Source organism: Dyadobacter sp. OTU695, assembly GCF_038440355.1.
GTDB lineage: Bacteria > Bacteroidota > Bacteroidia > Cytophagales > Spirosomataceae > Dyadobacter.
Genome location: NZ_JASATN010000003.1, coordinates 310,344 through 336,823, shown reverse-complemented (window position 1 = coordinate 336,823; position 26,480 = coordinate 310,344). Strand labels below are relative to the sequence as shown.

The window sequence follows — 26,480 nt, the reverse complement described above, 5'->3', positions numbered from 1 at the left end:
GTTACAATCACAAACTTCTTTCAATCCCGTATTCCAGCCCGCGCAGCTCCGCAAGCCCACGAAGACGCCCAATGGCCGTGTATCCCGGGTTCGTCCGCTTCGTTGCCGACAAATCATCGAGCATGCGATGGCCATGATCAGGACGGAAAGGCATTCTCAAATCAGTTCTACCTTCATTTTCCCGCCTTTTCTGCTCCAACACCAACGAGCGCATGACCCCGTACATATCCACGTCGCCATCCAGGTGGTCGGCTTCGTAAAAGCTGCCGTCGTGCTCGCGCTTGGTAGCGCGCAGGTGGATAAAATGGATCCTGCTGCCCAGCCTGTCGACCATTCCTGCCAGATCGTTATCCGGCCGCACGCCATATGATCCGGTACAAAAACAAATGCCGTTGGCCTGCCTGTCATATGCTTTCAGCAGCATTTCCGCATCATTTTCAGTACTTACCACACGTGGTAAGCCCAGGATCGGGTAAGGAGGATCGTCGGGATGGATCGCCAGTCTGATCCCCGCCTCTTCCGCAACCGGCCCGATGGCCTGGATGAACTGGTACAAATGCGTGCGCAGCTCGAAATCACCGATATGCTCGTAGGTTTTTAAAACCTTTCTGAATTCTTCAACGGTAAAACTCTCTTCCGAACCTGGCAGTCCGGCGATGATATTACGGACGAGTTTCTGCTTCTCCTGCTCCGACGCCGTTTCGAGCCATATTTTGGCAGCCCTTTTCTGTTCATCGGTATACAAATCCTCCGCTTCCGGCCTTTCTAAAAGATAAAGATCAAATGCCGCGAACTGCGTCGCATCGAACCGCAACCCTGTGGAGCCATCTTTCATCGGCGCGTCCAGATCGGTGCGCGTCCAGTCGAGAATGGGCATAAAATTGTAGCAGACGGTATCAATACCGCATTGCCCAAGGTTACGAAGCGACTGCTGGTAATGAAGGATATGTTTTTCAAAATCACCGGAACGGGTCTTGATCGACTCGTGCACAGGCACACTTTCCACGACCGACCACGTGAGGCCGGCGTCTTCGATCAATTGCTTACGCGCCTGAATTTCTGCTACTTCCCAAACTTCTCCATTAGGAATATGATGTAATGCGGTTACGATTCCGGTTGCCCCGGCCTGACGAATGTCCTGCAACGAAACAGGATCGTTAGGCCCAAACCAACGCCAGGTTTGTTCTAATGCCATTGTTTGTTTTAGACCGTAGGCTTTAAGCTATAAGCCTATTGCTAATCGCATAAAGCTTATAGCTTACAGCCTACGGCCCGGATTAGGTTTAACTTTTCATTAATTCATTCAAACAGACTTTAAAAGCTCATAGCCTTATTGCTTATAGCTTATAGCCTACTGCTTAAAGCTTACAGCCCTTACGCTACCAACCTATGCTCCGGCACCCTCTCTCGAAGCACTTTCAACGCCCTGCTCATTTGTGTTTCCACGGTTTTGACGGAAATCTCGAGACGCTCTGCGATGTCGCGATAGCGGAGGCCTTCTTCCCGGCTGAGGCGGAAAATGAGCTGGCACTGGCGCGGCAATGCCTGAATGCAATCTTCTATATGCGAATAAAATTCGTTGTACGACAGCTCTTCGGCGGGCGAAAAATGGTCGGCGTGGCTCATGTTCCACTGCACCGATTCCAGCGAATCCCGCTCATTCTGACGATGGATACGCAGTTTCAGGTAATCCAGCGCCTGGTTACGCACAGCCCTGTAAATGTAAGCCTGAAATGAAGTATGCACTTCAATCTGCTCACGATTTTTCCAAAGTTTCACAAATACATCGGATACCACTTCCTCGGCTATTTCCCGCGTTACCACCACACGCATGGCATAGTTGCACAGCGAACGGTAATGACGTGTAAATAACTCGCGGAACGCATTATAATCACCGTTAGTCACCACTCTGCCAAACAGGGTTTCCAGTATACTTTTCTGAGAACAGGCTGATGGTAATGTACTGGCAAATGAGTTTGTCTCCATGTAAACTGAGCTAGGTTAATTATAGAAAATTTCCTGGAATTGTAGTGGTATTTAGCCCCTTGTCTTCGTCGATGATTTACCTAGTTTAAACACTCGTTCGCTGATACACAAAAATAAATCTTGAAAAAAAGCAATAAATTTACGCAACCGTTCCCGGAACCGTTCCCATTCCCGCAATTTTTCCCGGAACTTTGTGCGGACATCAGCAAGTTTGTGCAACAATGGCCACTGGTGTATTTCCGGGATTTTTTAGCACGATTGTACTATTCTTATACAGCCCAATGAAAAAGGTTTCTATTACCATCAAAGAGATTGCAAGGCAACTCGGCATTTCCAAATCGACTGTGTCGCGGGCATTACGCGACAGCAGCGAAATCAGTGAAGAAACCAAGCAAAAGGTGATAGACCTCGCCGAACAGCTCAACTACTATCCCAACCCGATTGCAATCAGCCTGCTTAAAAACCGGACGCAAACGATCGGCGTCATTGTACCCGACATTGCCAACCGCTTTTACTCATCGGCCATCGGCGGGGTGGAGGACATTGCGTACAGCCGCGGGTACCATACGATGATCTATCAAAGTCACGAACTGCTGGAACGGGAGCGCTCGGCTACCCGGCACATTGCCTCGCGGCGGGTCGACGGCCTGGTGGTCGCGATTTCAAGTCAGTCCGAAAACATCGATCATTTTGCATCTTTGCAGGAACAGGGCATTCCGGTTGTCTTTTTTGACCGTGTAAGCGACGCTATGAACTCTCATAAAGTGAGGGTTGATGATTACAGGGGCGCCTTCGACGCTACGGAGCATCTGATCAAAAGAGGGTGCAAGCGCATTGCGCACATTGCCGGTCCGAAACCGGTGTCCATTACCCGCTTTCGTTTGGAAGGATACAAAGATGCATTGCGGAAGCACGGCATCGAGTTTCAGGAAGAATGGGTATTGCACAGCGAAATCACGCAGGCGGGCGGGACCGAGCGTACCTACCAGCTCATGGCCCTGCGCGAGCGCCCGGATGCCATTTTCGGGGCGAGCGACCGCATTACAATGGGTATTCATTCGGCGCTGCGGCAGCTCGGGTACAGAATGCCCGACGACGTGGCGGTGGTAGGTTTCTGCGATCTGGCGATGTCGTCGCTCCTTGATCCGCCGGTGAGTTCGGTAACGCAGCCCTCATTCGAAATGGGCCAGCAGGCCGCATCCTTGTTACTGGACCTTATTGAAAGCAAAAATACCCCGGTCGAATTCGAGACCAGGGTATTGCAATCTAATTTGGTGATTAATAAGTCGTCTATGAGGCAATAGGTAAGCGTTACCCGGTAAGCGTTACCCGGTAAGCGTTACCCGGTAATAGCCTTCAATTTTCTTTCAAATTCAACGAGGATACGCTCTTTCATCTGGACCTTACGTTTCTGGATATTGATCCGGCCGACGGCCTGCTTGTCCACTTCGGGATCGCCCGTGGCGGTGCGGTCAAACTCCAGCTGCGCGAATTCCAGATCGCTTTTCTCGCGTTTGGTAAGCCATTCGAGCTCGCGGTATTTGGTGCGAAGCTGTTCCTCAGGGCTTTTCAGATCGAAAGCAGGATATTTACGACTGATAACACGTGCCAGGTAGCTCAACTCGAATATCTTGTCGCAAACCATCCGGAACCTTTCGGCCAGCTCCTTGTCGGCAAGCTTGAACGGGATCTTGATCTCCTTCCATTTGCTAAGCAGGGCCTTTGCCTCTTGTGATGCCTCGATGATATCGGGCGATTTCAAAAGTGTTTCGGCCTGTGCCAACAGCTTCTGTTGCTCCACGATACGCGGGTCGACACGTACTTTCGGCTCGATGCCTTTGGCAGCATTATATTTGTCGTAGAATAATTTAAGGAAGTGACGATACGCTTTGTTGACTTTGAAAAAGCGTTTCGGAGGAACCTCGCCTACATTATTCCATGCATTGCGCACATCCCTTGCCTTCTGATAAGCATCGTCGAGATCTCTCGAATAGCTAAGCGTTTTGGTGATTTTGATCAAACGCTCGTATTCTTCGATACGCGCCTGGTTGAGCTTGTTTTGCTCATCGAAATAATCACGGCGGCGCTGGAAGAAATCATCCAGGATTTGCTGGAATGTGGTTTCTATTTCTTCCTGATATTCCTTGTCGACCGGCCCGGTACGGATCCATTTGGCTTTAATTTCCTGAATCTGGTCCGTGGCGGCAGCGTAATCGGCGACAGCTGCTGCAACTTTCACATCCTCGATCAGCGCACGTTTGATTTCCAGGTTTTTGAGCTGGTTGACTTCGATAAGGCCTTTCAGGTATTCTTCTTTCTCTTCCAGCCTTCTCAGCAAAGGCACAAAATCGCCCAATGCATCGAAACCTTTCAACTTGCGCTGCAACTGGATCAGTTTGGTAAGATAAGAACCCTTATTAAGTGCTTCATCAATTTCACGTTCCAGCTGTTCTACTTTGTTCAGGACAATGTTAAAACGATTTTTAAAATAATCGATCGCTTCCTGCTCAGTCCTTTTTACTTCTCCAATTTGCCGGTCGGGGAAATCCAGATACCCCTTTAAAAATACTTTGCTGTCCTTAACGTAGCCGTATTCATCATTCAATGTGGCATTTTCCATTCTTTCAATTTTTTTTATCTGCTAAGTGTAGGGATATATAACGATATTTGTTACGCACAAATTAAACAAAAAATGAGTAACGAAACCATTATTTTCTCAATGTCGGGGGTTAACAAAATCATTCCTCCCAACAGACATATTATTAAAAACATTTATTTATCCTTTTTCTACGGCGCCAAAATAGGCGTCCTCGGTCTGAACGGCTCCGGGAAATCGACACTTCTCCGGGTCATCGCCGGTATCGATAAAGACATTCAGGGTGAGGTAGTTTTCTCCCCCGGATACTCCGTCGGAATGCTCGAACAGGAACCGAAACTGGACCCGAACAAGACCGTTCGCGAAGTTGTAGAAGAAGGTGTACAAGAAATTGTAAATTTATTGAAAGAATTCGACGAGATCAACGAAGCCTTCGGTGCGGAAGACGCTGATTTCGATAAATTGCTGGCAAGACAAGGCGAAGTTCAGGAAAAACTGGACGCTTCGGACGCCTGGAATCTCGACAACCGGCTGGAAATCGCGATGGACGCTTTACGCTGCCCGCCGTCGGATACATTGATATCCACACTTTCGGGTGGTGAGAAACGCAGGGTCGCGTTGTGCCGCCTCCTGCTGCGCCAGCCCGACGTTCTTTTGCTCGATGAGCCGACCAACCACCTCGATGCAGAGTCGGTATTGTGGCTCGAAGAACATTTAAGACAATATAAAGGAACGGTAATCGCCGTGACCCACGACCGGTACTTCCTCGACAACGTAGCCGGCTGGATCCTCGAACTCGACCGCGGCGAGGGTATTCCCTGGAAAGGAAACTACACTTCCTGGCTCGAACAGAAGCAGGAGCGCCTGAAAAAAGAAGAAAAGACCGAGTCGAAACGTCAGAAAACACTGCAACGCGAGCTGGAATGGGTACGTCTGGCGCCAAAAGCACGCCAGGCCAAATCCAAGGCGAGGTTGGGTGCTTATGAGAAACTGCTCAGCGAGGAAGGCCGGGAGAAAGAGGAAAAACTGGAAATCTTCATCCCGTCGGGCCCGAGGCTGGGTAACAAGGTTATCGAAGCGCATAATGTATCAATGGGTTTCGGCGACAGGTTGCTTTACGAAAACCTCAGCTTCTCATTACCTCCAAACGGCATTGTAGGCATTATCGGGCCAAACGGTGCGGGTAAAACGACTTTGTTCAAACTCATTACCGGCCAGTTGAAACCACTGACAGGCCATTTCGACGTAGGTGAAACAGTGCAGCTCGCCTACGTAGATCAGGAACATGATAACCTCGACCCGAACAAAACCGTATACCAGAGCGTTTCCGACGGCAACGACTGGATCATGCTCGCAGGCAAGCAGGCGAACGCGCGTGCATATGTGAGCCGGTTCAACTTCGGCGGAGGCGATCAGGAAAAGAAGGTAGGAACGCTTTCAGGGGGTGAACGTAACCGCGTACACCTTGCCATGACATTGAAGGAAGGCGGTAACCTGTTGCTGCTCGATGAGCCTACCAACGACCTGGACATCAACACGCTTCGGGCATTGGAGGAAGGTCTTGAGAACTTTGCGGGCTGCGCGGTGATCATCTCCCACGACCGCTGGTTCCTCGACCGCGTCGCAACGCACATTCTGGCCTTCGAAGGAGATTCACAGGTTTACTGGTTTGAAGGAAACTTCTCCGAGTACGAGGAAAACCGCCGCAAAAGACTGGGCAACGACGCAACTCCCACGCGGATTAAATATAAGAAGCTGGCATAATTGTCCTCAAAATTCGACCGTCATGAGCGCTCATCTACACAGGTGAGCGTTTTTTTGTGACTGCTTGTAGAATTTATTTTCAATTTTTCTTGAAATAAAGTTTTAATATTCTACCTTTCAACCCTATTCAAACCATCCTTTATCAAGTTCATTAAAATAAATACGCTGAACCAATGGCCCTCCTGGCTTAAAAATCCTCTATTTCAACCTGAATCTCAATTGGATTTGCAGAAAGCTGTATCCTCCCGGCGGCTACCTGACACTCCATAAATTTCTATATCCATTGTAGGAATAATTAGTACCATTTTAAAAGCCTGAAAACCTGTAACCGCCCACGAGCAAAAATTTTATGCGCTTCAAAGGTCTGTCGCTTTCATCTATTTACGCACGTTTATTAACCACCGCATTTTTTCTTGCCCTGCTTCTCTGCGGCCCCAATCTGGCTCTGGCCCAGCGCGAGCTGATCCTAAACACAACAGGTTACGGGTTCGACCGGACGGCCCCCAACGGGATCAACACCGAGCAATGGCAATACATCCTGAAATTTGCGAACCTTAAATACAATGGAAAGGATGCCAGTCCGACGGCGATCAGGCTCCATGTGCAATGGGAGCATTACGAGCCCACCCCAGGCAACTACCAGCGTACAAAAATCGCCCAGGCGGTGAAGGCTATTCTGGATATTAACCCGAACATGAAAGTAGCGCTTCATTTCTCCTACCTCCGCCCGGGCTACTGGAACGACAGCTTTCTTTCGGTGACCGACGTTGCCCAACTTTCCACAGGCTCGCTTTTGCGTGAAGCGGTCGCGCATACTTACCCATCGGTGTACTCGGAGTATGCCACCGGCCGCTTTCTTGCTTTTGTGGACGACGCACTTGCGCAGGTCCAGGCCTATTCTTCGAGGATCTTGTATGTGGCAATGGGCAATAACGGATCGGAAGAATTTTACATGCCTAACAAAACGGTCAATTCGGTAAACTATGCCGGCATGTTTGAAGCCAAAGCACTGGAGGCCTGGCGTACGAAGTTTCTTCCGGCGAGGTTCCCGGGACAAACCAGTGTCACCTGGGGCCGTAATTCCTACCCCATCGCATCGGCTCCGCAACCCACCGATGGCAATTACAATTCGGAAATAGGCCGCGACCTGCATCGCTTCGCGGGATGGGGATTGCTGAAACTCTTTAAAGGTTTTTATCAAACCGTTAAAAACCGCAATTCCTCCATCAAAGTACTGCATTTCATATCCGATTTTGGTTCCGTGCAAGGCAACAACTGGCATTTGCACAGCAGTACGCTCCTGCTCGCCTTGGAATTATCGGACGGCATTTACCATACTGATGGCACCAACCAATGGGACATTTGGAAAAAAATAATGGGAATTGACGTCATTAAGGGCACTTACCCGAACAAAATAGCCGGCGTCGAGTTCGACCCGATAGACCTCGCCCAGCCTGATGGCGGTTCGGGGATCAATGGCGGTATCCCCTACGAATGGTTTCCAAGGGCGTACAAGCATGGCGCCGACTACGTGCACATTGCCATGCATTATAACGATATTGAAATGCAGCAGCTAGCGCCCACACTCGCATTATGCCGCGAGCAATATGTGACGCCGACGTACCAGCCGCCCGCACGCGCAGAAGCGGTTACCACCAATATTTTCCCGAATGTTTTCACAGGAACTTTCCTTTTTGAGAAGTGGAACCAGATCGGTGGCCAGAACTTCGGGCAAACCGATCTTCGGCCCGTGTCCATCGGAATGACAGATACAGGTTACTGGGAAAATCTCTGGGACGGTGACAATTACCTGCCTTGCTCATTTTCCATAAATGTCAGCAACTCCCCCGGCAAACCCGTCATCGGAGCATCTGTTACCCTCAGCGCCAACTGTCAGGGAGCAGAATGCAACACGGCCAACTTTGTATGGAGCGGCGAAGGGGCCAATAACCTGACCGGCAGTTCGATCACATTCAATGCCCCTGGCACACCGGGCGACTACAACTATTCCGTCAGATCCATACGGAGCGGGTGCGGCGCCAAAACGTCATCCAAAGTCGTCCCTGTGACGCGTGCATTGCCCGTGAAGCTGATCAATTTTACTGCCGTAAAAGAAGATCAACAAGCCCAACTTGCCTGGTCTACGTCCGAAGAAGTAAATAGCGAACGGTTCGACATCGAGCGGGGCACCGATGGCAAAAAATGGGTACGGATAGGTTCCGTGGCCGCAGCGGGGGACGTATTGAACGCGGTAACCCGATACAATTTCACCGACAGAAACCCATTGCCCGGCGAAAATCTGTACCGGCTAAAAATGATCGACCGCGACCGGACATTCTCTTACAGCAGGATCGTAAGCCTTCATTTTCCAGCGACCGCAACGGTAAGCATTTACCCAAACCCGGCCAGCGAAAAAATCATAATCTCCGCGGATAACTGGAAAAACATCAGAACCGTCAAAATAGTGAATACCACCGGCCAGACGGTTTACAGTTCGGAGAAGCCGCAACAGGAGATCGATATCCAGCGCCTGGCTTCCGGCTCGTATATAATCGGGCTTGTAAGGGACAATGGCGTGCATGAAAATGTCAAGTTCGTTAAGGAAGCCGGGAAATAGGATACGGGCGGGATTTGCCCGAAGGCCAATTCTTGCTAACTTTCGAACGGAATCAGTTTTCTTGAATTGTCAATGAGTCAATCTTCATCTTTGCATAAAATACATTTCATTTCGATTGGTGGTAGTGTCATGCACAATCTGGCCATCGAACTACATTTAAAAGGGTTCGTGGTGACGGGATCCGACGATGAGATCTATGAACCATCGTCGAGCCGGCTCGCACAATACGACCTGCTTCCACCCATGACGGGATGGTTTCCGGAAAAAATCACTTCCGACCTGGAAGCGGTAATCCTGGGCATGCACGCAAGGCAGGACAATCCTGAACTGGCCAAAGCGAAAGAACTGGGTATCAAGGTGTATTCGTACCCCGAATACATTTTTGAACAGAGCCAGAACAAACAACGGGTGGTCATTGCCGGAAGTCATGGAAAAACGACCATTACTTCGATGATCCTCCATGTTTTGAAATACAATAAAAGAAATTTCAATTACCTGGTCGGCGCGCAGATCGAGGGCTTCGACAATATGGTGAAGCTTTCCGAAAATGCGCCGCTGATCGTGATAGAAGGGGACGAATACTTCACTTCACCTATCGACCCTACGCCGAAATTCATTCATTATCAGCCGCATATTGCATTGATCAGCGGCATTGCCTGGGACCATTTTAACGTTTTCCCAACGTGGGAATCGTACGTAAAGCAATTTGAGCTGCTCGCCGATTCGCTGCCAAAAGCCGGGGCGATCATCTTCGATGAGACGGACGACATGCTCGATGTAATCGGCCAAAAAGGACGACCCGACGTTGCCAGTATACCCTACAACGTACATCCGCACCGGATTGAAGATAACAGGACGATATTAATTACCGCCGAACAGGGCGAGGTCCCTATCCTTGTTTTCGGAAACCACAACATGAAAAATATCAGCGGCGCGCGTGAAGTATGCGAGCGCCTGGGTGTAACGGACGAGGAATTCTACGAGGCGATCCGCACATTCAAAGGGGCGTCGAAAAGGCTGGAACTGCTGGGTACCAATGAAACAGTGAATGTGTACCGCGATTTCGCCCATGCCCCTTCCAAAGTGGAGGCTACTACCAGCGCTTTGAAAGAACAGTTTCCGGAAAGAACGCTGGTGGCCTGCGCCGAGCTTCACACATTCAGCAGTCTGAACAAAGGGTTCTTGTCGCAGTACCGCCGCAAACTGAAAGCTGCGGATGTAGCGATTGTCTACTTTAATCCGGCGACAGTGGAACACAAGCGACTCGAAAGCCTTTCGGAAGAAGATATCAGAACGGCATTCAAGCGCGATGATCTGAAAGTATTTACCAGCTCGTCGGAATTGGAAGCATTCTTAAAATCGTTGACCTGGCAAGACGCGAATTTATTGCTGATGAGTTCCGGCACATTCGGCGATCTTGACCTGAAAAAACTGGCTGCGGATATTTTGGCATAACCTGCCGATCCCTGCCCTCAATCATAAAATCCATTCATCCGATGCAATCCATAGTTGTCTACTGCGGTTCAAACCCCGGAAAGAAAGCGCTCTATGCCGAAGCCGCCTACCAATTGGGCGCGGCGTTGGCAAAGCGGAATATCAAACTTATTTACGGTGGCGGCAATATGGGCCTCATGGGCCGTGTGGCCGATGGTGCCATGGACAATGCCGGATTCGTTACAGGCATTATCCCGAACTTCCTGGCCAAGCTGGAGGTGGCACATAAAACATTGTCGGAGCTGCATTTTGTGGAAACAATGCACGAACGCAAAGCCAAAATGGTATCGATGACCGACGGCGTTATTGCATTGCCCGGAGGTTATGGTACTTTCGACGAGCTTTTCGAAATACTGACCTGGGCGCAGCTTCGTATATTCCATGGACCAGTCGGGCTTTTGAACGTCAACGGATTTTACGACCTTTTGCTTCTGCAACTCGATAAAATGGTGGAGGAAGGCTTTTTAAGGCCCGATAACCGCGCGCTTTTGGTAGTAGCAGAAGATCCTGCAACGCTCCTTGAAAAAATGGATGCCTTCCGTTTGCAAAACGCGGAAAATAAGCCGTTGGACGGGTCGTTGTATGTAGATAAAAACTAGCCATTCTGCCAGAACAATGCGTGCATTCTGCCTGTTAGCCATTACGGTCGCCACATCCATTTGTGCCTACGCACAGCTGGAAAACCTCGGGAAATCGGTCAATACCGAGTACAACGAAATCAGTCCGATCATTTCACCCGACGGCAAGACGATCTATTTTTCGCGGGTAAGCCATCCGCAGAACACGCACGGCCCGAAAGGCAGCCAGGATATCTGGTTTTCGGAACTGAAAAGCGACAAATGGACGCCCGCACGAAGGCTACCCTCACCGCTCAATAAAGAGGATTACAACAGCCTTTACAGCATTACACCCGATGGCAATACCCTTCTAATCAAGGGCGCATACAAAAACGGAACTTATGAGACACGGGGTTTTTCAACGAGTAAAAAAACAGCAAAAGGCTGGTCCGCCCCGACCAAACTGGATATTCCCGGTTATACCAAGCTCAGCAAAGGCCAGTTCGACTGCGGCTATCTTTCCAATGACGGCAAGGTGCTGGTCATGTCTTTCAGCGAGAAGAAAAACAGCAAAGTCGACGATTTGTACGTAAGTTTTAAGCAAAAGGACGGTAGCTGGACGAAACCGCTCAACCTCGGCGCCGAAATCAACACCGAAGATTTTACTGAAACAACTCCTTTCCTTGCACCTGATGGCGTGACGCTCTATTTTTCCAGCGACCGGAAGGGCGGGCAAGGCAGCAACGACATTTATTACAGCAAACGGATTGACAAATCGTGGAAAAGATGGAGCAGGCCAGTGAACCTCGGCCCGGCCATCAATACCGACGGCTACGATGCTTACTACACCATTTCGGCCTTGGGGGATTTCGCTTACATGGTTTCTTTCAAGGATACCGAAGGCAAAGGCGACATTGTTCGCTACAACCTGCAACCCAAACCTTCGCCGGCAGATTCGGCGCAAACGCCGGTTGCAGTAGTGCCGCCGTCGGACCCGGTTGTGATGATCAGCGGGAAGGTGATCGATTCCAAAACGGGCAAGCCCGTTGAAGCCACGATCATTTACGAAGACCTTGCCACCGGTGAGGAAGTAGGGACCGCTACCACCAATCCTACCACGGGGGAATACAAGCTGGTGCTTCCTTACGGCCAGAAATATAGCTGGCGGGCCGTTGCCCCTAATTTCATCGCAGAAGGGGAAAACATTGATCTTACCGACACCACCAACAACGGTAACAAAAGTTTCAAAGAAATTACCAACAGATCGTTGAAACTCATCCCGATCGAGGAAGGCCAGATCGTGCGCCTTAACAATATCTTCTTTGCCACCGGAAAGGCTACCCTCCGCGACGAATCGTTTCCTGAACTCAACCGAATTGCCATCTCAATGCAGGAGAATAAAACGCTCGCCATTGAGCTGGGTGGCCATACCGACAATACGGGTAGCGCGGAATTCAACATAAACCTGTCGCAGGAGCGGGCCGACACCGTCCGCGAATACCTGATCGGAAAGGGTATCGAGCCCGATCGCATTGCCAGTAAGGGTTACGGTGAAACCAAGCCTGTCGCCAAGAACGATACGCCCGAGGGCCAGCAGCAAAACCGTCGCGTAGAATTTAAGATATTGAAGAAATAGGCGCTACCGGCTCACTACTTCTCTGTCTCTTCACAGCTTTCATTCCAAACAGTACGCGCAGGAGGTTACTCCGCCGGATCAGGAAATGATAGGCCCCCAGGCAAATCAGGAAGGTTGCCACGCACAGGTACATAAACTTGACGAACCAATGCACAGGAGCCTGGATCAGCGGATAGGCCAGGCAGATAATCACCGTTTGATGCAGGATGTAGAACGGATATACTGCTTCGTTGGCATATTTCAGGAATGGATTAGTGAATTGAAGGTAAGTATACCCATATCCGAAGATCGACAACAGAATGCACCACGCGTTGGTCGTTTTGATTATATCGTAGACAAGCCACTGCATGGCATCCATATCCCTGTCGACCGTCCAGTAAAATGCATATAGGGCAATCGTCAGTGTTACCCAGATGCCCAGCATTAACCTTCTGTGTTTTTGAAGTGTTTCCCAGAAGCGGGTTTGGGTGCAAAGCACGAAACCGGTTACGAAAAGCGTAAAATCGTGGAAATGCTCATTCCAATCCCGCACCAGATTATGTGTTGTCGGGAAATGCTCCGCCAGCAGAATGCTCCCGGTAACGTGCCAAAGAACGGGTATAATTATCAAAATTGCCGGATTGGAGAAAAATGCAGCCACACGCTGCGTGATACTGGTGTAACGACGCAGCAAAAGCAGCAATGGCAGCCCCACGAGCGAATAACAGAAGATATAGACCAGGTACCACAAATGGTGCCAGCTGAAACTTCCCTGCGGATAGGGCACAAACTGGAAAACGGTTTTATAAAAATCCCCGTAACCATAGGTTTGCCCTTGCGTAAGCCGTTCGAAAAAGATCTGCGGCGGTACGATCACAAACATCCCGAAAACGAGCGGTACGAAAATCCGGACAAACCGCTCTTTCAGAAAAGCACCCGGCCCGCGGCTTCCCAAAGCGAAATAGACTCCCGCGCCCGAGATCATAAATAACAACGACATCCGCCATTGACTGCTGAACCGCATCGGCCATTCGACGGCGTGCGTTATGACATTGTTCTTGATGTGCCAATCCCAATGGTTAAAAAACATTCCGACGTGGAAAAAGATAAGTATCCCGAATGCGATCACACGCAGCCAATCGAGATCGTATCGGCGGATGCTCGGAGAAGTGGGTTGAAATTGGTCGTGCTTTGTTTCCATGACAAATAGTTTTGAGTGATGCCCAAAACTAGCGCCCTGAACAGGACCGCAACGACCGTTCTGATCCGTTCGAAGTACTTCCCGATAAGTCAGAACTTCTGATTGACGTGCTTTTTTCGGTATTCCGACGGTGTGGAGCCGGTTATTTTCCGAAAGGCGGTATTGAAAGCCGACTTCGAGTTATACCCTACCATCTGACCGATTTCCTCGATCTTGATATACGCATTACCCTCATCCGCAAGCAGCCGCTGCGCCTCCTGAATGCGGTATGCGCCGAGGAAGTCAAAAAAGCTTTGCCTCAATTCCTCGTTGAGTATTTGCGACAAATGATGGGTCGACACGCCGAGCCTTTTGGAAAGTGTCGGTAAGGAAAAGCCGGGATCGAGAAACGGCTTTTCTGCCAGCATTACCGCTTCCAGTTTGCCCAGCGTTGCAGATTGTATTTCCCGGGTCAGGGAAGACTTTTCGTATTTCCGGGCGGCCCGCTCGTTCTGTTCGTGAAAAAAGAGTGATTTTCTGAGTACCGTGAAGCTGATAATATAGATGATCAGGGAAATGAATGCGGCGATAATATGGTCGCCGAGGTCGTGCCTGAATGAAATCCGGACAACGAAGAAGACTAATATCAGGAATGTGAGCTGCAAAGACATATCCCTGAACCACGAAAGCGAACTTTTTTCACCCGTAAAAAACGAGACCCCACGTTCGCGGAACACCTTGGCCAAAAACCAGAAGCCGGCGACACTGTAAATGACCATACTCACGAACGTCAGGTCATTGATATGCCATTTCGGATAAAACATCCATTCGCTTCCATAGGCTGTGGCCGCAATTCTTTCTAGTTCAGGATGGAAAGAGCCAATGTTGGCATTATACTTGAATGCCAGGCTTTGCGGGTAAATGAGCATGCTCATATATGCGAGGTAGACCATCGAAGGGATGAAATGCATCCATGCCCGCCGGGATACCCGCTGATTTACGCCTGTTTTGGTATAAAGAAATGCCGCCGGGGCCATCAGCAGGTTCAGCGGTTCACTGAAATCGACCAGCCACAGCACCCGAAACATATAATTGGTATATCCTAACCACACATCGCTGATAATTACCGACATAGCCAGGATAAGAATGCCGAGAAAAAGATTCGAGCGATTACTCCCTTTTGCGTGCGAGAGGAAAAAGTACGCGAGTATCAAACCCTGTACACAACCCAGCAGCATGAACAATGAAAAAAGGTCGGTACGGATTGGCGGCGAAGCGGGGATCATGTTATTGCATCTCGGATTCCAAATATACGAATTCGAATAAGCAATTCAGGAATAGTAATCAACTGGAAAAGTACTTAGTAAAGCACGATCAGAAAAATAAAGACAACCAGCCAAAGCGCGCCCGTAAAATGCCAGTAGCGGGTGAAGAGCCTGATGCGAAGGCGGTTCGGGGGATTGACGCTGTATACGAACGAGTCCACATAACTTCTGTTCTTGATGGCTTTTCTGAACAGGTAACTCAAATACAATACGCCGCCTATCATATGGAGAAGGTGAAGGCCGGTTAACAGGTAAATAAATCCTTCGGACGTATTGACGCCGCTGAACACCCCGGAATTGACCATTTCCATCCATCCTCCTGTCTGCAACATGATAAAAATGAACCCAAGTATCAGCGTAGCGCCCAGAAATACCCGGTAATGCAGAAAGCGTTCATTTGTGAAAGCAAGGTTGGCCTCGTGAAGGGTGATACTGCTGAACAGGATCACCAGCGTACTCAGCCAGAACATATCCGGCAGCGCAACCAAATGGGCCGTTTCCTTGTGGGCGCGTAAAAGAAAAATAACAAAGATGGACGTAAACAGCACCGAGCTACCTGCAACTCCCAGCCAAAGCATAAAGCCAAGCGGCTCACGTCGTTTGGTGAAAGGATTTTCAGTTTGCCTGGTTGTGTGCTTCGGACTCATCTCCCAATCATTGATATCTTCGAAAAGCGCAATTCAAGGTGAATATAACGACTTATTTACACCTTAATACATAACCCGAAGGTTAATTTTATTTAAGAAAACCCTGCCACAGACGAAAGTCGGGGAAATGTTGTTTCACATTTTGTTCCGCTCCGAAAATACCGAACAGTGTCGATCCCGAACCGCTCATGGCAGCATACTCCGCTCCGAGGTCGTATAATTTTTCCTTTACTTCTTCTAAGAGAGCATGTTTTTTGAAAAGCGTTGCTTCAAAATCGTTTCTGACCCTGTCTTTCCATTCCGCAATAGGCTCCCGAAGTATAGTACGTAAATTTTCAGTGCTTCGTTTCGCGACTACACCGGAATATGCTTCAACAGTCGATATATGTATTCCGGGATTCACCATCGCAATCCATTTTCCGGCAATATGGATATCGATATCGTCGAACCGGTCACCTTTTTCGAAGCAATACATGGGTTTGTTTCTAATAAAGAAGGCACAGTCGCTGCCGATTAATCTCGCATATCGCTCCTGCTCTTCAACCGAAATCTCAAGATCGAACAGCTGATTCAATGCTTTTATCGTAAACGCCGCGTCTGCGGACCCACCACCAAGCCCGGCACCGATGGGCACGGTTTTCAATAAATGAATTTTGACGGGAGGCAGATTAAAATCCCTTCTGAGCATTTCGTATGTCTTTGTACAAAGATTATCCGCTGCATTGCCCGGGATGGCGATCCCGTCAGCATGAAACGAAAAGGTCTCCGCCAAAGTAATTTCCAGCGCATCCGACCAACCTACGGGGTAGAAACAGGACTCGATATTATGAAACCCGTCCGGGCGCTTTTCAACGATATTTAAACCGATATTGATCTTGGCATTCGGAAATACTAGCATTATACTGTCAATTGCGGCACATAATTTACTGTTCCCAGCGCCATTCCTGGCCGATAATGAGTTCTTCTTTCAATCCTTGCGATATCAAATAATCACGGGTTTTTTGATCCGACAATTTCTTCACGGCAATGTTCTCAGCATTAGACAATGCGTACAAATACATGGAAGCGATGCGGACCGTATTTTCCAATTGATCTTTATTTACCAGGCTGAAATCATCACAATCCGCATGATAGCATTGCAACACATTAGGATCCAGATGCCCCGACAGGCCCGCTATGGGTACACCTTCGAGCATAAAAGGCTGATGGTCGCTGTGCAAGCCTGCCCGGTTTGTCGTTTCATTTTTATAGTCGCCATCCACGGAGCGGATAGCCTGGCCTACCGTTGCAAAGAATTCCGTCATTTCATCCCGCCCGAATGTATTGGCCCCGTTCGGATCGTTGGTCATATCGAGGTTCATCATATAGGACACCTTATCGATCATTCCCGACTTTTTGAGCTCATTCACAAAATGTTTCGACCCCAGTAGCCCCTGCTCTTCTCCCATGAACAACACAAACTGGATGGTCCGCTCGGGTTTCACTTTCAGTGCCTTGAATGCCCTGGCTATATCTATTACGGCAAATGAACCGATCCCGTTGTCGATCGCGCCCGTAGCAAGGTCCCACGAATCCAGGTGGCCACCGATAATAACCTTTTCGTCGGATTTTCCTTTTAGCGTTGCAATTACATTGCGGGCTCTGATTGGCTTCGATATATTGTGCATATCGATATGCGCTTCCAGAGGGCCCTCATCTTTAATCCATTTCCTGATTTCGAGGCCGCTTTCATTCGATATGCAAACTGCCGGGATGGAGATAATGGCACCGGTAACCGATGCGGTTCCGGTGAGCAGAATTTTGCCGGGCGCACCATTGACCATGATCATTCCCCGCGCGCCATACTTAATAGCCAACGCGGTCTTTTCCGACCGGTGCAAGTTCTTCTTGCCGGTTACGCCGACCAGGTTAATATTAGCCATCGCAACTTTGCCTTTCACCTTATCTTTCAAGGCCAGAAAGTCTTCTTCCAATCCGTTGCCGACATCTACTATCTCTCCGTGTAAATTGGACTCCACGGGCGAGTGGGCAAGTGAGACGACAGGAACGTCGCGAAAGTTGTCGCTGCTGCCGGGCGCGATGGACAATGTCACCGTGTCCCGCATCCACGCCTCTACTTCAAAAGGTTGATATACAACATCGGTGAAGCCATAACTTTTCAAAAGCTTGAACGCATATTCCTCCGCTTTTTCGCCATTTACGCTTCCGGTAAGCCGGTGCCCGATGGTTTTGGTTGCATCTCCGAGTGTTGCATAAGCTTTGCTATTCTCCCTGATTTCCCTATTAAGGCGTGAGAACGGCTTCTCCCATTTTTTATCGACTGGGCGAAATTCCGAAAACAACAAAAACAACCCACCAATGAGTAAGACTTGTACAACTTTCTTCATAATTCCCGATAAAGGATGTCTGCCAACTTGAAATTTTTCCTCAAATATCGCATAGATATTTGACCTCTTGCAAGATAAACACAAAGGAGACCCTAAAATCAACCCTTTAGTTTCATCCTGTCATTAATATACCCAATTTCTGGCTGTTCCTGCATCGCTTTCCCACATCTATTTCGCACATTTAAATTTAAGTGTAAAAATTACACTTATTATGTTTCTTTTCTTAAACTTATTTGAACATTTTTGTACTTTTTAGCACTTATATTTAAACATTGAAGCACTTTAAATCAAAATAATCATATTTCGCAATGTATTTCCTTGGATTCGATTTAGGCAGTTCGTCCGTCAAAGCTTGTTTGATTCACGCAGATACCGGGGCAGTTGCCGCCTCCGCATTCTATCCTGAAAGGGAAATGACTATTGCAGCCCCCAAGCCGGGTTTCGCCGAGCAGCAGCCCCAGATGTGGTGGGAAAATGCTTGTCTGGCTTCTCAGGCTGTGATCAAAAAGGCAAACGTGTCTCCCGAAGAAGTGGGCGCAATCGGCATATCGTACCAGATGCACGGGCTCGTCGTGGTGGATGAAAATCTGAACGTTCTCCGCCCCTCGATCATCTGGTGTGACAGCCGTGCTGTCGAAGTAGGGAACCAGGCAATGGACGCATTGGGCGAAGAATATGTCCTGCCTCATTTGCTGAACTCCCCGGGCAATTTCACGGCTTCCAAACTAGGCTGGGTGAAACAGAACGAGCCCGAGGTTTATGCGAAGGTCCACAAGTTTATGCTCCCCGGCGATTACCTTGCCGCCCGCATGACCGGAGAGGTTGTAACAACACCGTCCGGCCTCTCGGAAGGGATATTCTGGGATTTTGTTAACCAGCGCCCTGCCGATTTCCTGTTTGATCATTTCGGGTTCAGCCAAAATATCCTTCCCGAAGTGCTTCCAACCTTTGCCGAGCAAGGAAAGGTAACAGCCGCTGCCGCTGCCGAACTTGGCTTGCGGGCGGGGATTCCCGTCACCTACCGCGCCGGCGATCAACCTAACAACGCTTTTTCGCTTAATGTACTGGAACCCGGCGAAGTTGCCGCAACTGCCGGGACATCCGGAGTAGTATATGGCGTGAGCGATCAGATCAAATTTGATCCGAAATCACGGGTCAATACCTTCCTTCACGTGAACCCGATTTCTTCGGCGTCACGTTACGGCGTTTTGCTGTGCGTAAACGGGACGGGAAGCCTGAATGGTTGGCTACGTAATGCGCTGTTCCAGGGAAATGTTTCCTACCCTGAAATGAACAACCTGGCTGCGCAAGCGCCTGTGGGGTCCGATGGACTATTCTGCCTGCCCTTCGGCAACGGCGCCGAGCGCATGCTCGAAAACCAGGATCCCGGAAGCACGTTCAAGGGCATTCAATTCAGCCGTCACGGGCTCGGTCACTTCACGCGTGCGTCGCAGGAAGGAATTGTCTTCGCATTGTATTACGGCATGGAAATCATGGAAACAGTAGGCGTCTCGCTGAAAAATATCCGGGCGGGCGAAGCCAATATGTTCCTGAGCCCCGTTTTCAGGGAAACTTTTGCCAATGTCTCCGGTGCTACTGTTGAACTGTACAATACCGATGGTGCACAGGGTGCAGCCCGCGCTGCCGGCTTCGGACTCGGCTATTACAAAAACCGTGAGGAGGCATTCGTTGGCCTTACGGCATTGCGCACTATCGAACCGGACACCAATCTCGTACAGGCGACCCGCGAGGCTTACGGCAATTGGAAAGCCACCCTCGAAAAGAGTCTCTGATCAGCATTCCAGTCCTCATGCCCATCCAGGCATGAGGACTATTGCTATTAATGCCGTCATACTGCCGCTTCCTGCTTCTTCTGTACTTCCTCCACCTTATGGGCAGTCACTTCCGCGCGCCTCACTGTGCGATTGTCTTTGTCGACATACTGCCGGTAAGTTAGCCGGCCCTCAATCGAAACCATTTTTCCCGTACTGAGGAATGTCTCGCAACGCTGCGCCAATTCCCGCCATACGACTACCGTGTGCCAGGCTGTACTCTTGACCTCTTCTTTATGCTTATTAAGATAGCCTTCGTCTGTTGCCAGTGAAAAGCTGAGCATTTTACCGCCTTCAAACTCCTTTACATTGATGTCGCGGCCTACATTTCCGATTAATTTTACCGTGTTCATTTTGAGAATGTTTAGATGATGAATACCAATGCCGGACCGGGTAATACGAACCGGCAATGCAAAGATGTGTGGGTCGGAAGAATGCAGTCGGTTTTTAACTGCTTATAGTCATATGAAAACATTTGCAACCGTTTGCAAACGGAAAAACATGGGCTGGCGAACGTGGCAAGTGAATTTTACTATATTGCAACTCAGGAAAATATATACACACTGCCGGACTTCAAGCGGTACGGCGAAACGAAAAGGCCATGAAGAATTGCCAGGAATGTGGTAAACCCCTTATGGGTAGGATCGACAAAAAGTTTTGTTCCGATATGTGCCGGAACAGCTTTAATAACCGTCTCAATTCGGATTCCCACAACTTGATAAGGAATATTAATAACCAGCTCCGGAAGAACCGCCGGATTCTGGAAGAGCTTTGTCCGGACGATAAATCCAAGACAACCAAGCACATTCTATTAGCCAAAGGCTTTGATTTTAACCTTATAACCAACATCCGACCGACCCTCAAAGGGAGCATCTACCACTTCGTTTATGACTACGGCTACCTCGAACTGGACAATGATTTTTATCTTATCGTAAAGGATAAACGATTGGAGAAATAGATATTTTTGCAGGAATTCAAACTACCACCGATGAAAAAAGTAAGCCTCAGCGATTCCGGACCGAAGGTCTCGGAAGCCATTTATGGGTTCTGGAGATGGACCGACGAAGGTGCCATTACCACCACTCAAATTGAAAAAACGGTCAACCTCTGCCTCGATCTGGGTATTAACACATTCGACCATGCTGATGTTTACGGCGACCATACGATTGAAGAGCACTTCGGCAAGATTATCGCCCACAAGTCGTTCAAGCGGGAGGACATTGTCCTGTTCAGCAAATGCGGCATCAGAAGGTCGGACGATAAATACCTGACGTATTACGATAATTCGCGTGAGCACATTATCAATAGCATCAACGGTTCGTTGAAAAGGCTCAAGACGGATTACCTGGACATCTTTCTGCTACACCAAAGCGACTTGCTCGCCGACCCCGAAGAGACAGCCATGGCATTGGCAGAAGTCGTGACCTCGGGAAAGGCAAAACACATCGGCGTGGCGAATTTTACCGTATTTCAACACCAGCTGCTCGCGTCCTACCTTCGCATTCCGATCGTTACGAACCATATCGAGCTGAACCTGATGAATACAACCGCGATCGAAGATGGACGCATCGATTTTATTAAGCAGAGTTTTAGCAAACCCCTCGCCTGGGCACCCCTGGCCGGAGGTAAAATCCTGAACGGTACCGACGAAAAAGCCGTTCGGTTAAGAGCAAAATTAGAAGAGATTGGTAAAAAATACGACGCCAACATCGAACAAACCGCCGTCGCCTGGCTCATGAAACTGGGTACACTGCCTATTATAGGCTCGCTTTCGGAAGCCCGTATCCGCAACGGCGCGAGTGCTTCGGACGTCAAACTAAGCCGGGAAGATTGGTATGAGATTTACCAGGTTGTCGGGAAATAAAAAACGAGGGAGTATTGTCAGAAAACGGCGATACTCCTTTACCTATCAGTCTTTTAACTGCTTCGCATCCAGCTTTCTGATGATTTCCTTTTTGTTGAAAAGCAACCGCCAGACGGCGAACGTTGTGTCCTGACCAACCATACATTTTTTACAAATAATGCTCCCGGCGGCCACAGGTGCGTTGTAGACAAGCAAGGTGTCGTTCAGCTGTTGCAGATTGTCTCCGGCCTGCGTATTGCTTTTTGCGCTGTACGCATAGGCATCCAGAATTTCCCGTTCCTTTGGATACAGCGAAGCACTTTTAAGGTCCTTCGTACCAAGCAATTGAACCTTTACGCCGTATTCTTTTTGCAAGGCTGCCACAACCGGGATGCCACTGAGATCCTGGCAATGTTTCAGGCCTTTATCAGCATTTTTTTCAAGTTCGCTCCTTAAAGATTTCTCCGCGATCTGCGCAATTTTCTTTCCCCACTCGTCCGCCGACGACACCAGTTGCACATTAGTGACCCGTTTGATCTGCGAGGCTTTGATTTCCCGGTTCAACTCCTTTGTGTTTTCAATGCGGCCGCTCTTAAAATCGCAACCTGTCAGAATACCCGCCAGCATTGCGATAAATATTATTCTTTTCATTGTCCCAAATGTTAGTTTAATCCATCAAACGGTTTTATGCCCGATACGCAGCCAGCCCCTTGAAACCATTCATTTAGCTAAAATGCGTATCTTTGTGCCCCGAATGCGAGGTGCCAAAGATATTCAATAAAGATGATCGATAAATTAGAAGCTATAAAAGAACGGTTTGAAGAGGTTTCTCAGCAAATCATACAACCGGAAGTTGTCTCCGACTCCACACGTTATTCCAAGATCAGTAAGGAATATAAAGACCTCGGCAAGATCGTGGAGCAATATGCGCTTTACCAGAAGTTGCAGAAGGACATCGCCGGCACCAAGGAACTTATAGCGACTGAAAAAGACGAAGATCTCCGCGAAATGGCAAAAGAAGAGCTCGATGAGCTTGTTCCGAAGCTAGCAGATCTGGAACAGGCCATCAAGGAACTGCTTATTCCGAAAGATCCCAACGACAGCCGCAATATCATCCTTGAAGTTCGCGGCGGTACTGGTGGCGACGAAGCTGCTATTTTTGCCGGCGACCTTTTCAGAATGTACCAGCGCTTTTTTGAAAAAATGGGCTGGCGCTCGTCGGTGATGGACTATACCGAAGGCACCAATGGCGGCTATAAAGAGATTATCTGTAAAGTCGAGGGAGAGGATGTGTACGGTAAAATGAAGTTCGAATCGGGCGTGCACCGTGTACAGCGTGTGCCCCAAACAGAATCTCAGGGTCGCATTCACACATCGGCTGCTTCGGTGGCGGTACTCCCGGAAGCGGAGGAAGTCGATGTGCAGATCAATATGAACGACGTTCGCATAGACACTTTCCAATCGTCAGGTGCGGGAGGACAATCGGTTAACACAACTTATTCGGCGGTACGCCTGACCCACATTCCATCCGGCCTCGTGGTAAGTTGCCAGGACGAACGTTCACAGCTCAAAAACAAAGACCGCGCATTGAGCGTACTGCGCTCACGCCTGTACGAGATCGAATTAAAGAAACACAATGACGCGATCAGTTCGCAGCGTAAATCCATGGTGGGAAGCGGCGACCGCTCCGACAAAATCCGGACATACAACTACCCGCAAAGCCGTATTACCGATCACAGGATTGGATATACCGTGTACAATCTTCCGGCTGTCATGGAAGGCGACATTGCCGAGCTAATCGAGAAACTGCGTATTGCTGAAAATGCGGAAAGAATGCAGGAAGGAGAAACAGTTTAAGAATTATCGTACAGCTTAATGCAATGAGTTTTGGGCAGCATTGGCAGAGACACCCCGGAGCTCGATCTCGTCAATAGTATATCTGAAATCATCCTCGGAGAAAGCCAAATTCACCGCTTCGAGGATGTTTTCTTTTAATTCTTCCAAAGTATCGCCCTGCGTGCCTATTAGCCTTCCGGCGATGTCAGCCACTGCACTATAACCCTCGTCTTCCTTGACAATATCCATCACTATTTGAGGTTTGCTCATCTCTTGTTAGTTTTAATATCTGCCATTTTCAACAACGCTGCCAACAATCCTTTCTTCACTTCTTTCGAACCGTGATCAGGGACAACCAACCGCCCTGGCTTAGTCGAATGTCGCATCATCACGTGACTACCCTCTTGCCTCACCACAAACCAACCATCACTTTTTAATATTCTCAACAATTCACTGCACTTCACATAAATGATTAATACACTAACAGAGGGGCGGCGATCGAGCACACCTGTCTGCTATTGATTAAAAACTATTTATACAGGAAGTTGAGTAAACAGCTACCAGCTTATTTAGCAGGATACAACTGCGCGTAAGTCTTTGCCTTGTAGCTTTCGAAGTCTTGCTTTTTGTGATAATCTTCTCCGAAAAAGGTAATGATCTGGTGAAATTCCCTGGCTTTCAAATAGCCGGGCAGTGGCTGGATCATGTTGAAATGATCGTCCAGGAAGACTGTGGTCGGATAGCTTGGCTGGTTGTTGGTTAAAGCCAATGCGATTTCATTGATACCGCGACCGCCCTGTTCGAGGTACTTGAACTGCTTGTCACCAAGTTTGATCGTTCCCTTTTGCTCTGCGTCAAGCTTTACGGCATAATATTTCTTATTGATATATTCGGTTACGGCCTTGTCTTTGAACGTTTCACGATCCATGACCTTGCACCATCCGCACCAGTCGGTGTAGACGTCGATCAGAATTTTACGGGGCTCTTTCTGAATTTTGGCATATGCTTCTTCAATGGTCAGCCACTGAATTCCCTCAGCAGGTACCCCTGGGGTTGGCTTGTTGCCGGTATCAGCCTTGAAACCGGCGAGAAATACAAGCATTACCGGAAATATTATCAGCGATGACAGGAGTCGTTTCATGGTAATTTTTTAGATTTCTTATCTTAAACAAGCCTCGGCCTTAAATGATTGCGAGATGCAGGCCTCTAAACAGAATTGACATGGAAGCCCATAAAATCATTCCAATTTTACGCATTTTTGATGAAACCAAAGCAAGGGAGTTTTACATCGGCTGGCTCGGTTTCCAGATCGACTGGGAGCACCGGTATTCGGATGACGCACCACTTTATATGCAAATTTCGCGCGGCGGCCTTACACTTCACTTGTCGGAACACCATGGCGACAGTACTCCCGGCGCTAAAATATTCATCGAATGCACCGGCGTGCGGGATTTCCACAGAGAGCTAAACGAAAAACAATACAAATACAACCGCCCCGGCCTTGAACAGGAACCCTGGGATGCCATTTCGGTCACGGTAATCGACCCGTTTATGAACCGGCTGGCGTTTAACGAGCGGCTTTAAGCTCTTTTGATTTTAGCCAGGGACACCATAATGCCGCCCGCGATGATCAGTAACATGCCCGTCAGCATCGACAGGGAAGGAATAGCTTCTCCCATTAAAAACCCGATTAGCACCGAAAAAAGGATATTGGAATAACCCACCGCAGCGACGCGCCCGGCCTTATCGAACGTGAACGACTGTGTCAGCATTCTTTGTCCCAGGAGCGCAGTAAGCCCCAATGCGAGGAAACCAAGCCATTGATAGGCATTCTGCGGCCATTTGAATGTCCCTATCAGAAAATCGAGGTGTTCCATGGGGTAGTAAGTCCCGACCAGCATCGACAAAATAGGCATAACAATGCCGCTGAGCATAAATGAAAGGATAATCGCCCGGGTATCGTACACGACGCCGAGCTGACGGATCGAGAGGTAGGAGACGGCTGTCAGCAACGCATTCCCCAATCCCAACGCATTGTCCCGCAGGGAAGACGACAGATCAGGCCGGAAGACGAACAAAATACCCGTAAAACCGACGAATATTGCCATCCATTCCTTTCCGTTGAGCGTTTCGCCGATAAGCAGCCAGGAGAAAAGTGCGAGAAATATAGGATAGGTATATTGGTATGTCGATGCGCGCCCGAGCCCGAGGGTCTGGATCGCGTAAAAAAGCATATAAAGTGACAAAGTACCCACTACGCCCCTGAAAATGAGTAGTCCCAGCTTCCCACCCTCCTGCCTCAGCGGCCGTCGCCAGATACTGCTGATGATAAATACTACCCCGACAATATTCCTGAAAAAAACCAGCTGAACAATGTGAAAGTCCCTGCCGAGCCATTTCGAAATCGCCGATGTGAGCGAGAAGAAAAATGCAGCTCCCAGCATAAGGTAGATGCCTTTCAGAGAAGATGAGTTCGAAAAATTTTCGGTAGAAGCGGCCAACGGCAATCGGAATTTGCCACAAAGATAGCGGTTATCCCACACAACCGAAAGTCGGCGGAAATGCCTAACTTTGCTCCTGCTTGGTGCCATAAGCTGCTTCTATCCAGCGATTAGGCTTAATAGGGAATTCCGCGAAAGCCGGAAGCTGTCCCCGCAACTGTAAGTCTGCCAATACGCGTCCGATTCTTCATGCCACTGTCCTGCGACGGGAAGGCTCCGGACGCGAAAGACGAGCCAGGAGACCTGCCAGAGCATTTGATCGGATCGTTTTCGGAGGAAAGACGGAAGATCGCCGCCATC

25 protein-coding genes and 1 riboswitch are annotated in these 26,480 nt (G+C 49.0%); of the genes, 11 read left to right on the top strand and 14 right to left on the bottom strand.

Features of this window, described 5'->3' with window-relative positions; all coding sequences use genetic code 11:
* Window positions 1-7 precede the first annotated feature (7 nt).
* Both uxuA and AAHB90_RS09510 read right to left on the bottom strand, forming a co-directional pair.
* On the bottom strand, window positions 8-1,195 hold the full coding sequence (uxuA, locus tag AAHB90_RS09515; RefSeq protein ID WP_342084698.1) for a mannonate dehydratase: 1,188 nt from the start codon (window positions 1,193-1,195) through the stop codon (window positions 8-10).
* A gap of 179 nt (window positions 1,196-1,374) precedes the next feature.
* A complete protein-coding gene (locus AAHB90_RS09510; RefSeq protein WP_090375449.1) occupies window positions 1,375-1,986 on the bottom strand; it encodes an RNA polymerase sigma-70 factor in 612 nt (203 codons plus the stop codon).
* A gap of 281 nt (window positions 1,987-2,267) precedes the next feature.
* On the opposite strand from AAHB90_RS09510, the gene AAHB90_RS09505 reads away from it, so the two are divergent.
* The gene (locus AAHB90_RS09505; protein WP_342084697.1) at window positions 2,268-3,290 is read left to right on the top strand and encodes a LacI family DNA-binding transcriptional regulator; all 1,023 of its coding nucleotides are present in this window, start codon (window positions 2,268-2,270) and stop codon (window positions 3,288-3,290) included.
* Window positions 3,291-3,325: 35 nt separating this feature from the next.
* Here AAHB90_RS09505 and AAHB90_RS09500 read toward each other — a convergent pair whose 3' ends face one another.
* A complete protein-coding gene (locus tag AAHB90_RS09500; protein ID WP_342084696.1) occupies window positions 3,326-4,606 on the bottom strand; it encodes a DUF349 domain-containing protein in 1,281 nt (426 codons plus the stop codon).
* A 72-nt stretch (window positions 4,607-4,678) separates the two neighbouring features.
* Between AAHB90_RS09500 and ettA the strand changes: the two genes are divergently transcribed.
* From ettA to AAHB90_RS09475, 5 genes are all read left to right on the top strand, one after another.
* A complete protein-coding gene (gene ettA / locus AAHB90_RS09495) occupies window positions 4,679-6,346 on the top strand; it encodes an energy-dependent translational throttle protein EttA (RefSeq protein WP_342084695.1) in 1,668 nt (555 codons plus the stop codon).
* A 349-nt stretch (window positions 6,347-6,695) separates the two neighbouring features.
* Window positions 6,696-8,963, top strand: a complete 2,268-nt coding sequence (locus AAHB90_RS09490) for a T9SS type A sorting domain-containing protein (protein ID WP_342084694.1) — start codon at window positions 6,696-6,698, stop codon at window positions 8,961-8,963.
* A 72-nt stretch (window positions 8,964-9,035) separates the two neighbouring features.
* A complete protein-coding gene (locus tag AAHB90_RS09485; RefSeq protein ID WP_342084693.1) occupies window positions 9,036-10,418 on the top strand; it encodes a UDP-N-acetylmuramate--L-alanine ligase in 1,383 nt (460 codons plus the stop codon).
* Between the two features lie 41 nt (window positions 10,419-10,459).
* A complete protein-coding gene (locus AAHB90_RS09480; protein ID WP_342084692.1) occupies window positions 10,460-11,056 on the top strand; it encodes an LOG family protein in 597 nt (198 codons plus the stop codon).
* Between the two features lie 16 nt (window positions 11,057-11,072).
* Entirely contained in the window at window positions 11,073-12,650 is a 1,578-nt protein-coding gene (locus AAHB90_RS09475) for an OmpA family protein (RefSeq protein ID WP_342084691.1), read from the top strand.
* Here the strand turns inward: AAHB90_RS09475 and AAHB90_RS09470 are convergent.
* The 5 genes from AAHB90_RS09470 to AAHB90_RS09450 form a co-directional block, all read right to left on the bottom strand.
* Window positions 12,631-13,830: an acyltransferase family protein gene (locus AAHB90_RS09470; protein ID WP_342084690.1), complete on the bottom strand. Its 1,200-nt coding sequence runs from the start codon at window positions 13,828-13,830 to the stop codon at window positions 12,631-12,633. The genes AAHB90_RS09475 and AAHB90_RS09470 overlap by 20 nt on opposite strands.
* Before the next feature lie 89 nt (window positions 13,831-13,919).
* On the bottom strand, window positions 13,920-15,095 hold the full coding sequence (locus AAHB90_RS09465) for a helix-turn-helix domain-containing protein (RefSeq protein WP_342084689.1): 1,176 nt from the start codon (window positions 15,093-15,095) through the stop codon (window positions 13,920-13,922).
* A gap of 74 nt (window positions 15,096-15,169) precedes the next feature.
* Window positions 15,170-15,781: a cytochrome c oxidase subunit 3 gene (locus tag AAHB90_RS09460; protein WP_342084688.1), complete on the bottom strand. Its 612-nt coding sequence runs from the start codon at window positions 15,779-15,781 to the stop codon at window positions 15,170-15,172.
* A gap of 88 nt (window positions 15,782-15,869) precedes the next feature.
* A complete protein-coding gene (gene ispE, locus AAHB90_RS09455; RefSeq protein ID WP_342084687.1) occupies window positions 15,870-16,679 on the bottom strand; it encodes a 4-(cytidine 5'-diphospho)-2-C-methyl-D-erythritol kinase in 810 nt (269 codons plus the stop codon).
* A 25-nt stretch (window positions 16,680-16,704) separates the two neighbouring features.
* Window positions 16,705-18,168 (bottom strand): M20/M25/M40 family metallo-hydrolase, encoded by a 1,464-nt coding sequence (locus tag AAHB90_RS09450; protein ID WP_342084686.1) that lies wholly within the window; start codon window positions 18,166-18,168, stop codon window positions 16,705-16,707.
* Between the two features lie 308 nt (window positions 18,169-18,476).
* On the opposite strand from AAHB90_RS09450, the gene AAHB90_RS09445 reads away from it, so the two are divergent.
* A complete protein-coding gene (locus AAHB90_RS09445; RefSeq protein WP_342084685.1) occupies window positions 18,477-19,961 on the top strand; it encodes a xylulokinase in 1,485 nt (494 codons plus the stop codon).
* Between the two features lie 56 nt (window positions 19,962-20,017).
* Here AAHB90_RS09445 and AAHB90_RS09440 read toward each other — a convergent pair whose 3' ends face one another.
* On the bottom strand, window positions 20,018-20,353 hold the full coding sequence (locus tag AAHB90_RS09440) for a single-stranded DNA-binding protein (RefSeq protein ID WP_342084684.1): 336 nt from the start codon (window positions 20,351-20,353) through the stop codon (window positions 20,018-20,020).
* A gap of 281 nt (window positions 20,354-20,634) precedes the next feature.
* Between AAHB90_RS09440 and AAHB90_RS09435 the strand changes: the two genes are divergently transcribed.
* Window positions 20,635-20,958, top strand: coding sequence for a hypothetical protein (locus AAHB90_RS09435; RefSeq protein ID WP_342084683.1), 324 nt, complete (start codon window positions 20,635-20,637; stop codon window positions 20,956-20,958).
* A 30-nt stretch (window positions 20,959-20,988) separates the two neighbouring features.
* Complete coding sequence (locus AAHB90_RS09430) at window positions 20,989-21,864, top strand: aldo/keto reductase (protein ID WP_342084682.1); 876 nt, start codon at window positions 20,989-20,991, stop codon at window positions 21,862-21,864.
* A gap of 45 nt (window positions 21,865-21,909) precedes the next feature.
* On the opposite strand, the gene AAHB90_RS09425 is transcribed toward AAHB90_RS09430, so the two are convergent.
* Window positions 21,910-22,494, bottom strand: coding sequence for a hypothetical protein (locus AAHB90_RS09425; protein WP_342084681.1), 585 nt, complete (start codon window positions 22,492-22,494; stop codon window positions 21,910-21,912).
* Between the two features lie 132 nt (window positions 22,495-22,626).
* Here AAHB90_RS09425 and prfA point away from each other — a divergent pair, with 132 nt between their 5' ends.
* Window positions 22,627-23,700 carry a peptide chain release factor 1 gene (prfA, locus tag AAHB90_RS09420; protein WP_342084680.1) on the top strand — a complete coding sequence of 358 codons (1,074 nt, stop codon included), beginning with the start codon at window positions 22,627-22,629 and terminating at the stop codon, window positions 23,698-23,700.
* A gap of 15 nt (window positions 23,701-23,715) precedes the next feature.
* Here the strand turns inward: prfA and AAHB90_RS09415 are convergent, their stop codons facing one another.
* The 3 genes from AAHB90_RS09415 to AAHB90_RS09405 form a co-directional block, all read right to left on the bottom strand.
* On the bottom strand, window positions 23,716-23,949 hold the full coding sequence (locus tag AAHB90_RS09415) for a type II toxin-antitoxin system HicB family antitoxin (protein ID WP_342084679.1): 234 nt from the start codon (window positions 23,947-23,949) through the stop codon (window positions 23,716-23,718).
* The gene (locus AAHB90_RS09410; RefSeq protein ID WP_342084866.1) at window positions 23,946-24,143 is read right to left on the bottom strand and encodes a type II toxin-antitoxin system HicA family toxin; all 198 of its coding nucleotides are present in this window, start codon (window positions 24,141-24,143) and stop codon (window positions 23,946-23,948) included. Before AAHB90_RS09410 ends, AAHB90_RS09415 begins: the two co-directional genes overlap by 4 nt.
* Window positions 24,144-24,244: 101 nt before the next feature.
* The gene (locus AAHB90_RS09405) at window positions 24,245-24,820 is read right to left on the bottom strand and encodes a thioredoxin family protein (protein WP_342084678.1); all 576 of its coding nucleotides are present in this window, start codon (window positions 24,818-24,820) and stop codon (window positions 24,245-24,247) included.
* An 80-nt stretch (window positions 24,821-24,900) separates the two neighbouring features.
* On the opposite strand from AAHB90_RS09405, the gene AAHB90_RS09400 reads away from it, so the two are divergent.
* Window positions 24,901-25,263, top strand: coding sequence for a glyoxalase superfamily protein (locus tag AAHB90_RS09400; protein ID WP_342084677.1), 363 nt, complete (start codon window positions 24,901-24,903; stop codon window positions 25,261-25,263).
* On the opposite strand, the gene AAHB90_RS09395 is transcribed toward AAHB90_RS09400, so the two are convergent.
* Window positions 25,260-26,180: a DMT family transporter gene (locus AAHB90_RS09395; RefSeq protein WP_342084676.1), complete on the bottom strand. Its 921-nt coding sequence runs from the start codon at window positions 26,178-26,180 to the stop codon at window positions 25,260-25,262. The two genes, AAHB90_RS09400 and AAHB90_RS09395, sit on opposite strands and share 4 nt — an antisense overlap.
* Before the next feature lie 64 nt (window positions 26,181-26,244).
* Window positions 26,245-26,446, top strand: a riboswitch (cobalamin riboswitch).
* Window positions 26,447-26,480: the final 34 nt, after the last annotated feature.

Bases quoted from the DNA above. Each gene is read 5' to 3' on its own strand.
- uxuA (WP_342084698.1), bottom strand. From the start codon at position 1,195: ATGGCATTAGAACAAACCTGGCGTTGGTTTGGGCCTAACGATCCTGTT.
- AAHB90_RS09510 (WP_090375449.1), bottom strand. From the start codon at position 1,986: ATGGAGACAAACTCATTTGCCAGTACATTACCATCAGCCTGTTCTCAG.
- AAHB90_RS09505 (WP_342084697.1), top strand. From the start codon at position 2,268: ATGAAAAAGGTTTCTATTACCATCAAAGAGATTGCAAGGCAACTCGGC.
- AAHB90_RS09500 (WP_342084696.1), bottom strand. From the start codon at position 4,606: ATGGAAAATGCCACATTGAATGATGAATACGGCTACGTTAAGGACAGC.
- ettA (WP_342084695.1), top strand. From the start codon at position 4,679: ATGAGTAACGAAACCATTATTTTCTCAATGTCGGGGGTTAACAAAATC.
- AAHB90_RS09490 (WP_342084694.1), top strand. From the start codon at position 6,696: ATGCGCTTCAAAGGTCTGTCGCTTTCATCTATTTACGCACGTTTATTA.
- AAHB90_RS09485 (WP_342084693.1), top strand. From the start codon at position 9,036: ATGAGTCAATCTTCATCTTTGCATAAAATACATTTCATTTCGATTGGT.
- AAHB90_RS09480 (WP_342084692.1), top strand. From the start codon at position 10,460: ATGCAATCCATAGTTGTCTACTGCGGTTCAAACCCCGGAAAGAAAGCG.
- AAHB90_RS09475 (WP_342084691.1), top strand. From the start codon at position 11,073: ATGCGTGCATTCTGCCTGTTAGCCATTACGGTCGCCACATCCATTTGT.
- AAHB90_RS09470 (WP_342084690.1), bottom strand. From the start codon at position 13,830: ATGGAAACAAAGCACGACCAATTTCAACCCACTTCTCCGAGCATCCGC.
- AAHB90_RS09465 (WP_342084689.1), bottom strand. From the start codon at position 15,095: ATGATCCCCGCTTCGCCGCCAATCCGTACCGACCTTTTTTCATTGTTC.
- AAHB90_RS09460 (WP_342084688.1), bottom strand. From the start codon at position 15,781: ATGAGTCCGAAGCACACAACCAGGCAAACTGAAAATCCTTTCACCAAA.
- ispE (WP_342084687.1), bottom strand. From the start codon at position 16,679: ATGCTAGTATTTCCGAATGCCAAGATCAATATCGGTTTAAATATCGTT.
- AAHB90_RS09450 (WP_342084686.1), bottom strand. From the start codon at position 18,168: ATGAAGAAAGTTGTACAAGTCTTACTCATTGGTGGGTTGTTTTTGTTG.
- AAHB90_RS09445 (WP_342084685.1), top strand. From the start codon at position 18,477: ATGTATTTCCTTGGATTCGATTTAGGCAGTTCGTCCGTCAAAGCTTGT.
- AAHB90_RS09440 (WP_342084684.1), bottom strand. From the start codon at position 20,353: ATGAACACGGTAAAATTAATCGGAAATGTAGGCCGCGACATCAATGTA.
- AAHB90_RS09435 (WP_342084683.1), top strand. From the start codon at position 20,635: ATGGGTAGGATCGACAAAAAGTTTTGTTCCGATATGTGCCGGAACAGC.
- AAHB90_RS09430 (WP_342084682.1), top strand. From the start codon at position 20,989: ATGAAAAAAGTAAGCCTCAGCGATTCCGGACCGAAGGTCTCGGAAGCC.
- AAHB90_RS09425 (WP_342084681.1), bottom strand. From the start codon at position 22,494: ATGAAAAGAATAATATTTATCGCAATGCTGGCGGGTATTCTGACAGGT.
- prfA (WP_342084680.1), top strand. From the start codon at position 22,627: ATGATCGATAAATTAGAAGCTATAAAAGAACGGTTTGAAGAGGTTTCT.
- AAHB90_RS09415 (WP_342084679.1), bottom strand. From the start codon at position 23,949: ATGAGCAAACCTCAAATAGTGATGGATATTGTCAAGGAAGACGAGGGT.
- AAHB90_RS09405 (WP_342084678.1), bottom strand. From the start codon at position 24,820: ATGAAACGACTCCTGTCATCGCTGATAATATTTCCGGTAATGCTTGTA.
- AAHB90_RS09400 (WP_342084677.1), top strand. From the start codon at position 24,901: ATGGAAGCCCATAAAATCATTCCAATTTTACGCATTTTTGATGAAACC.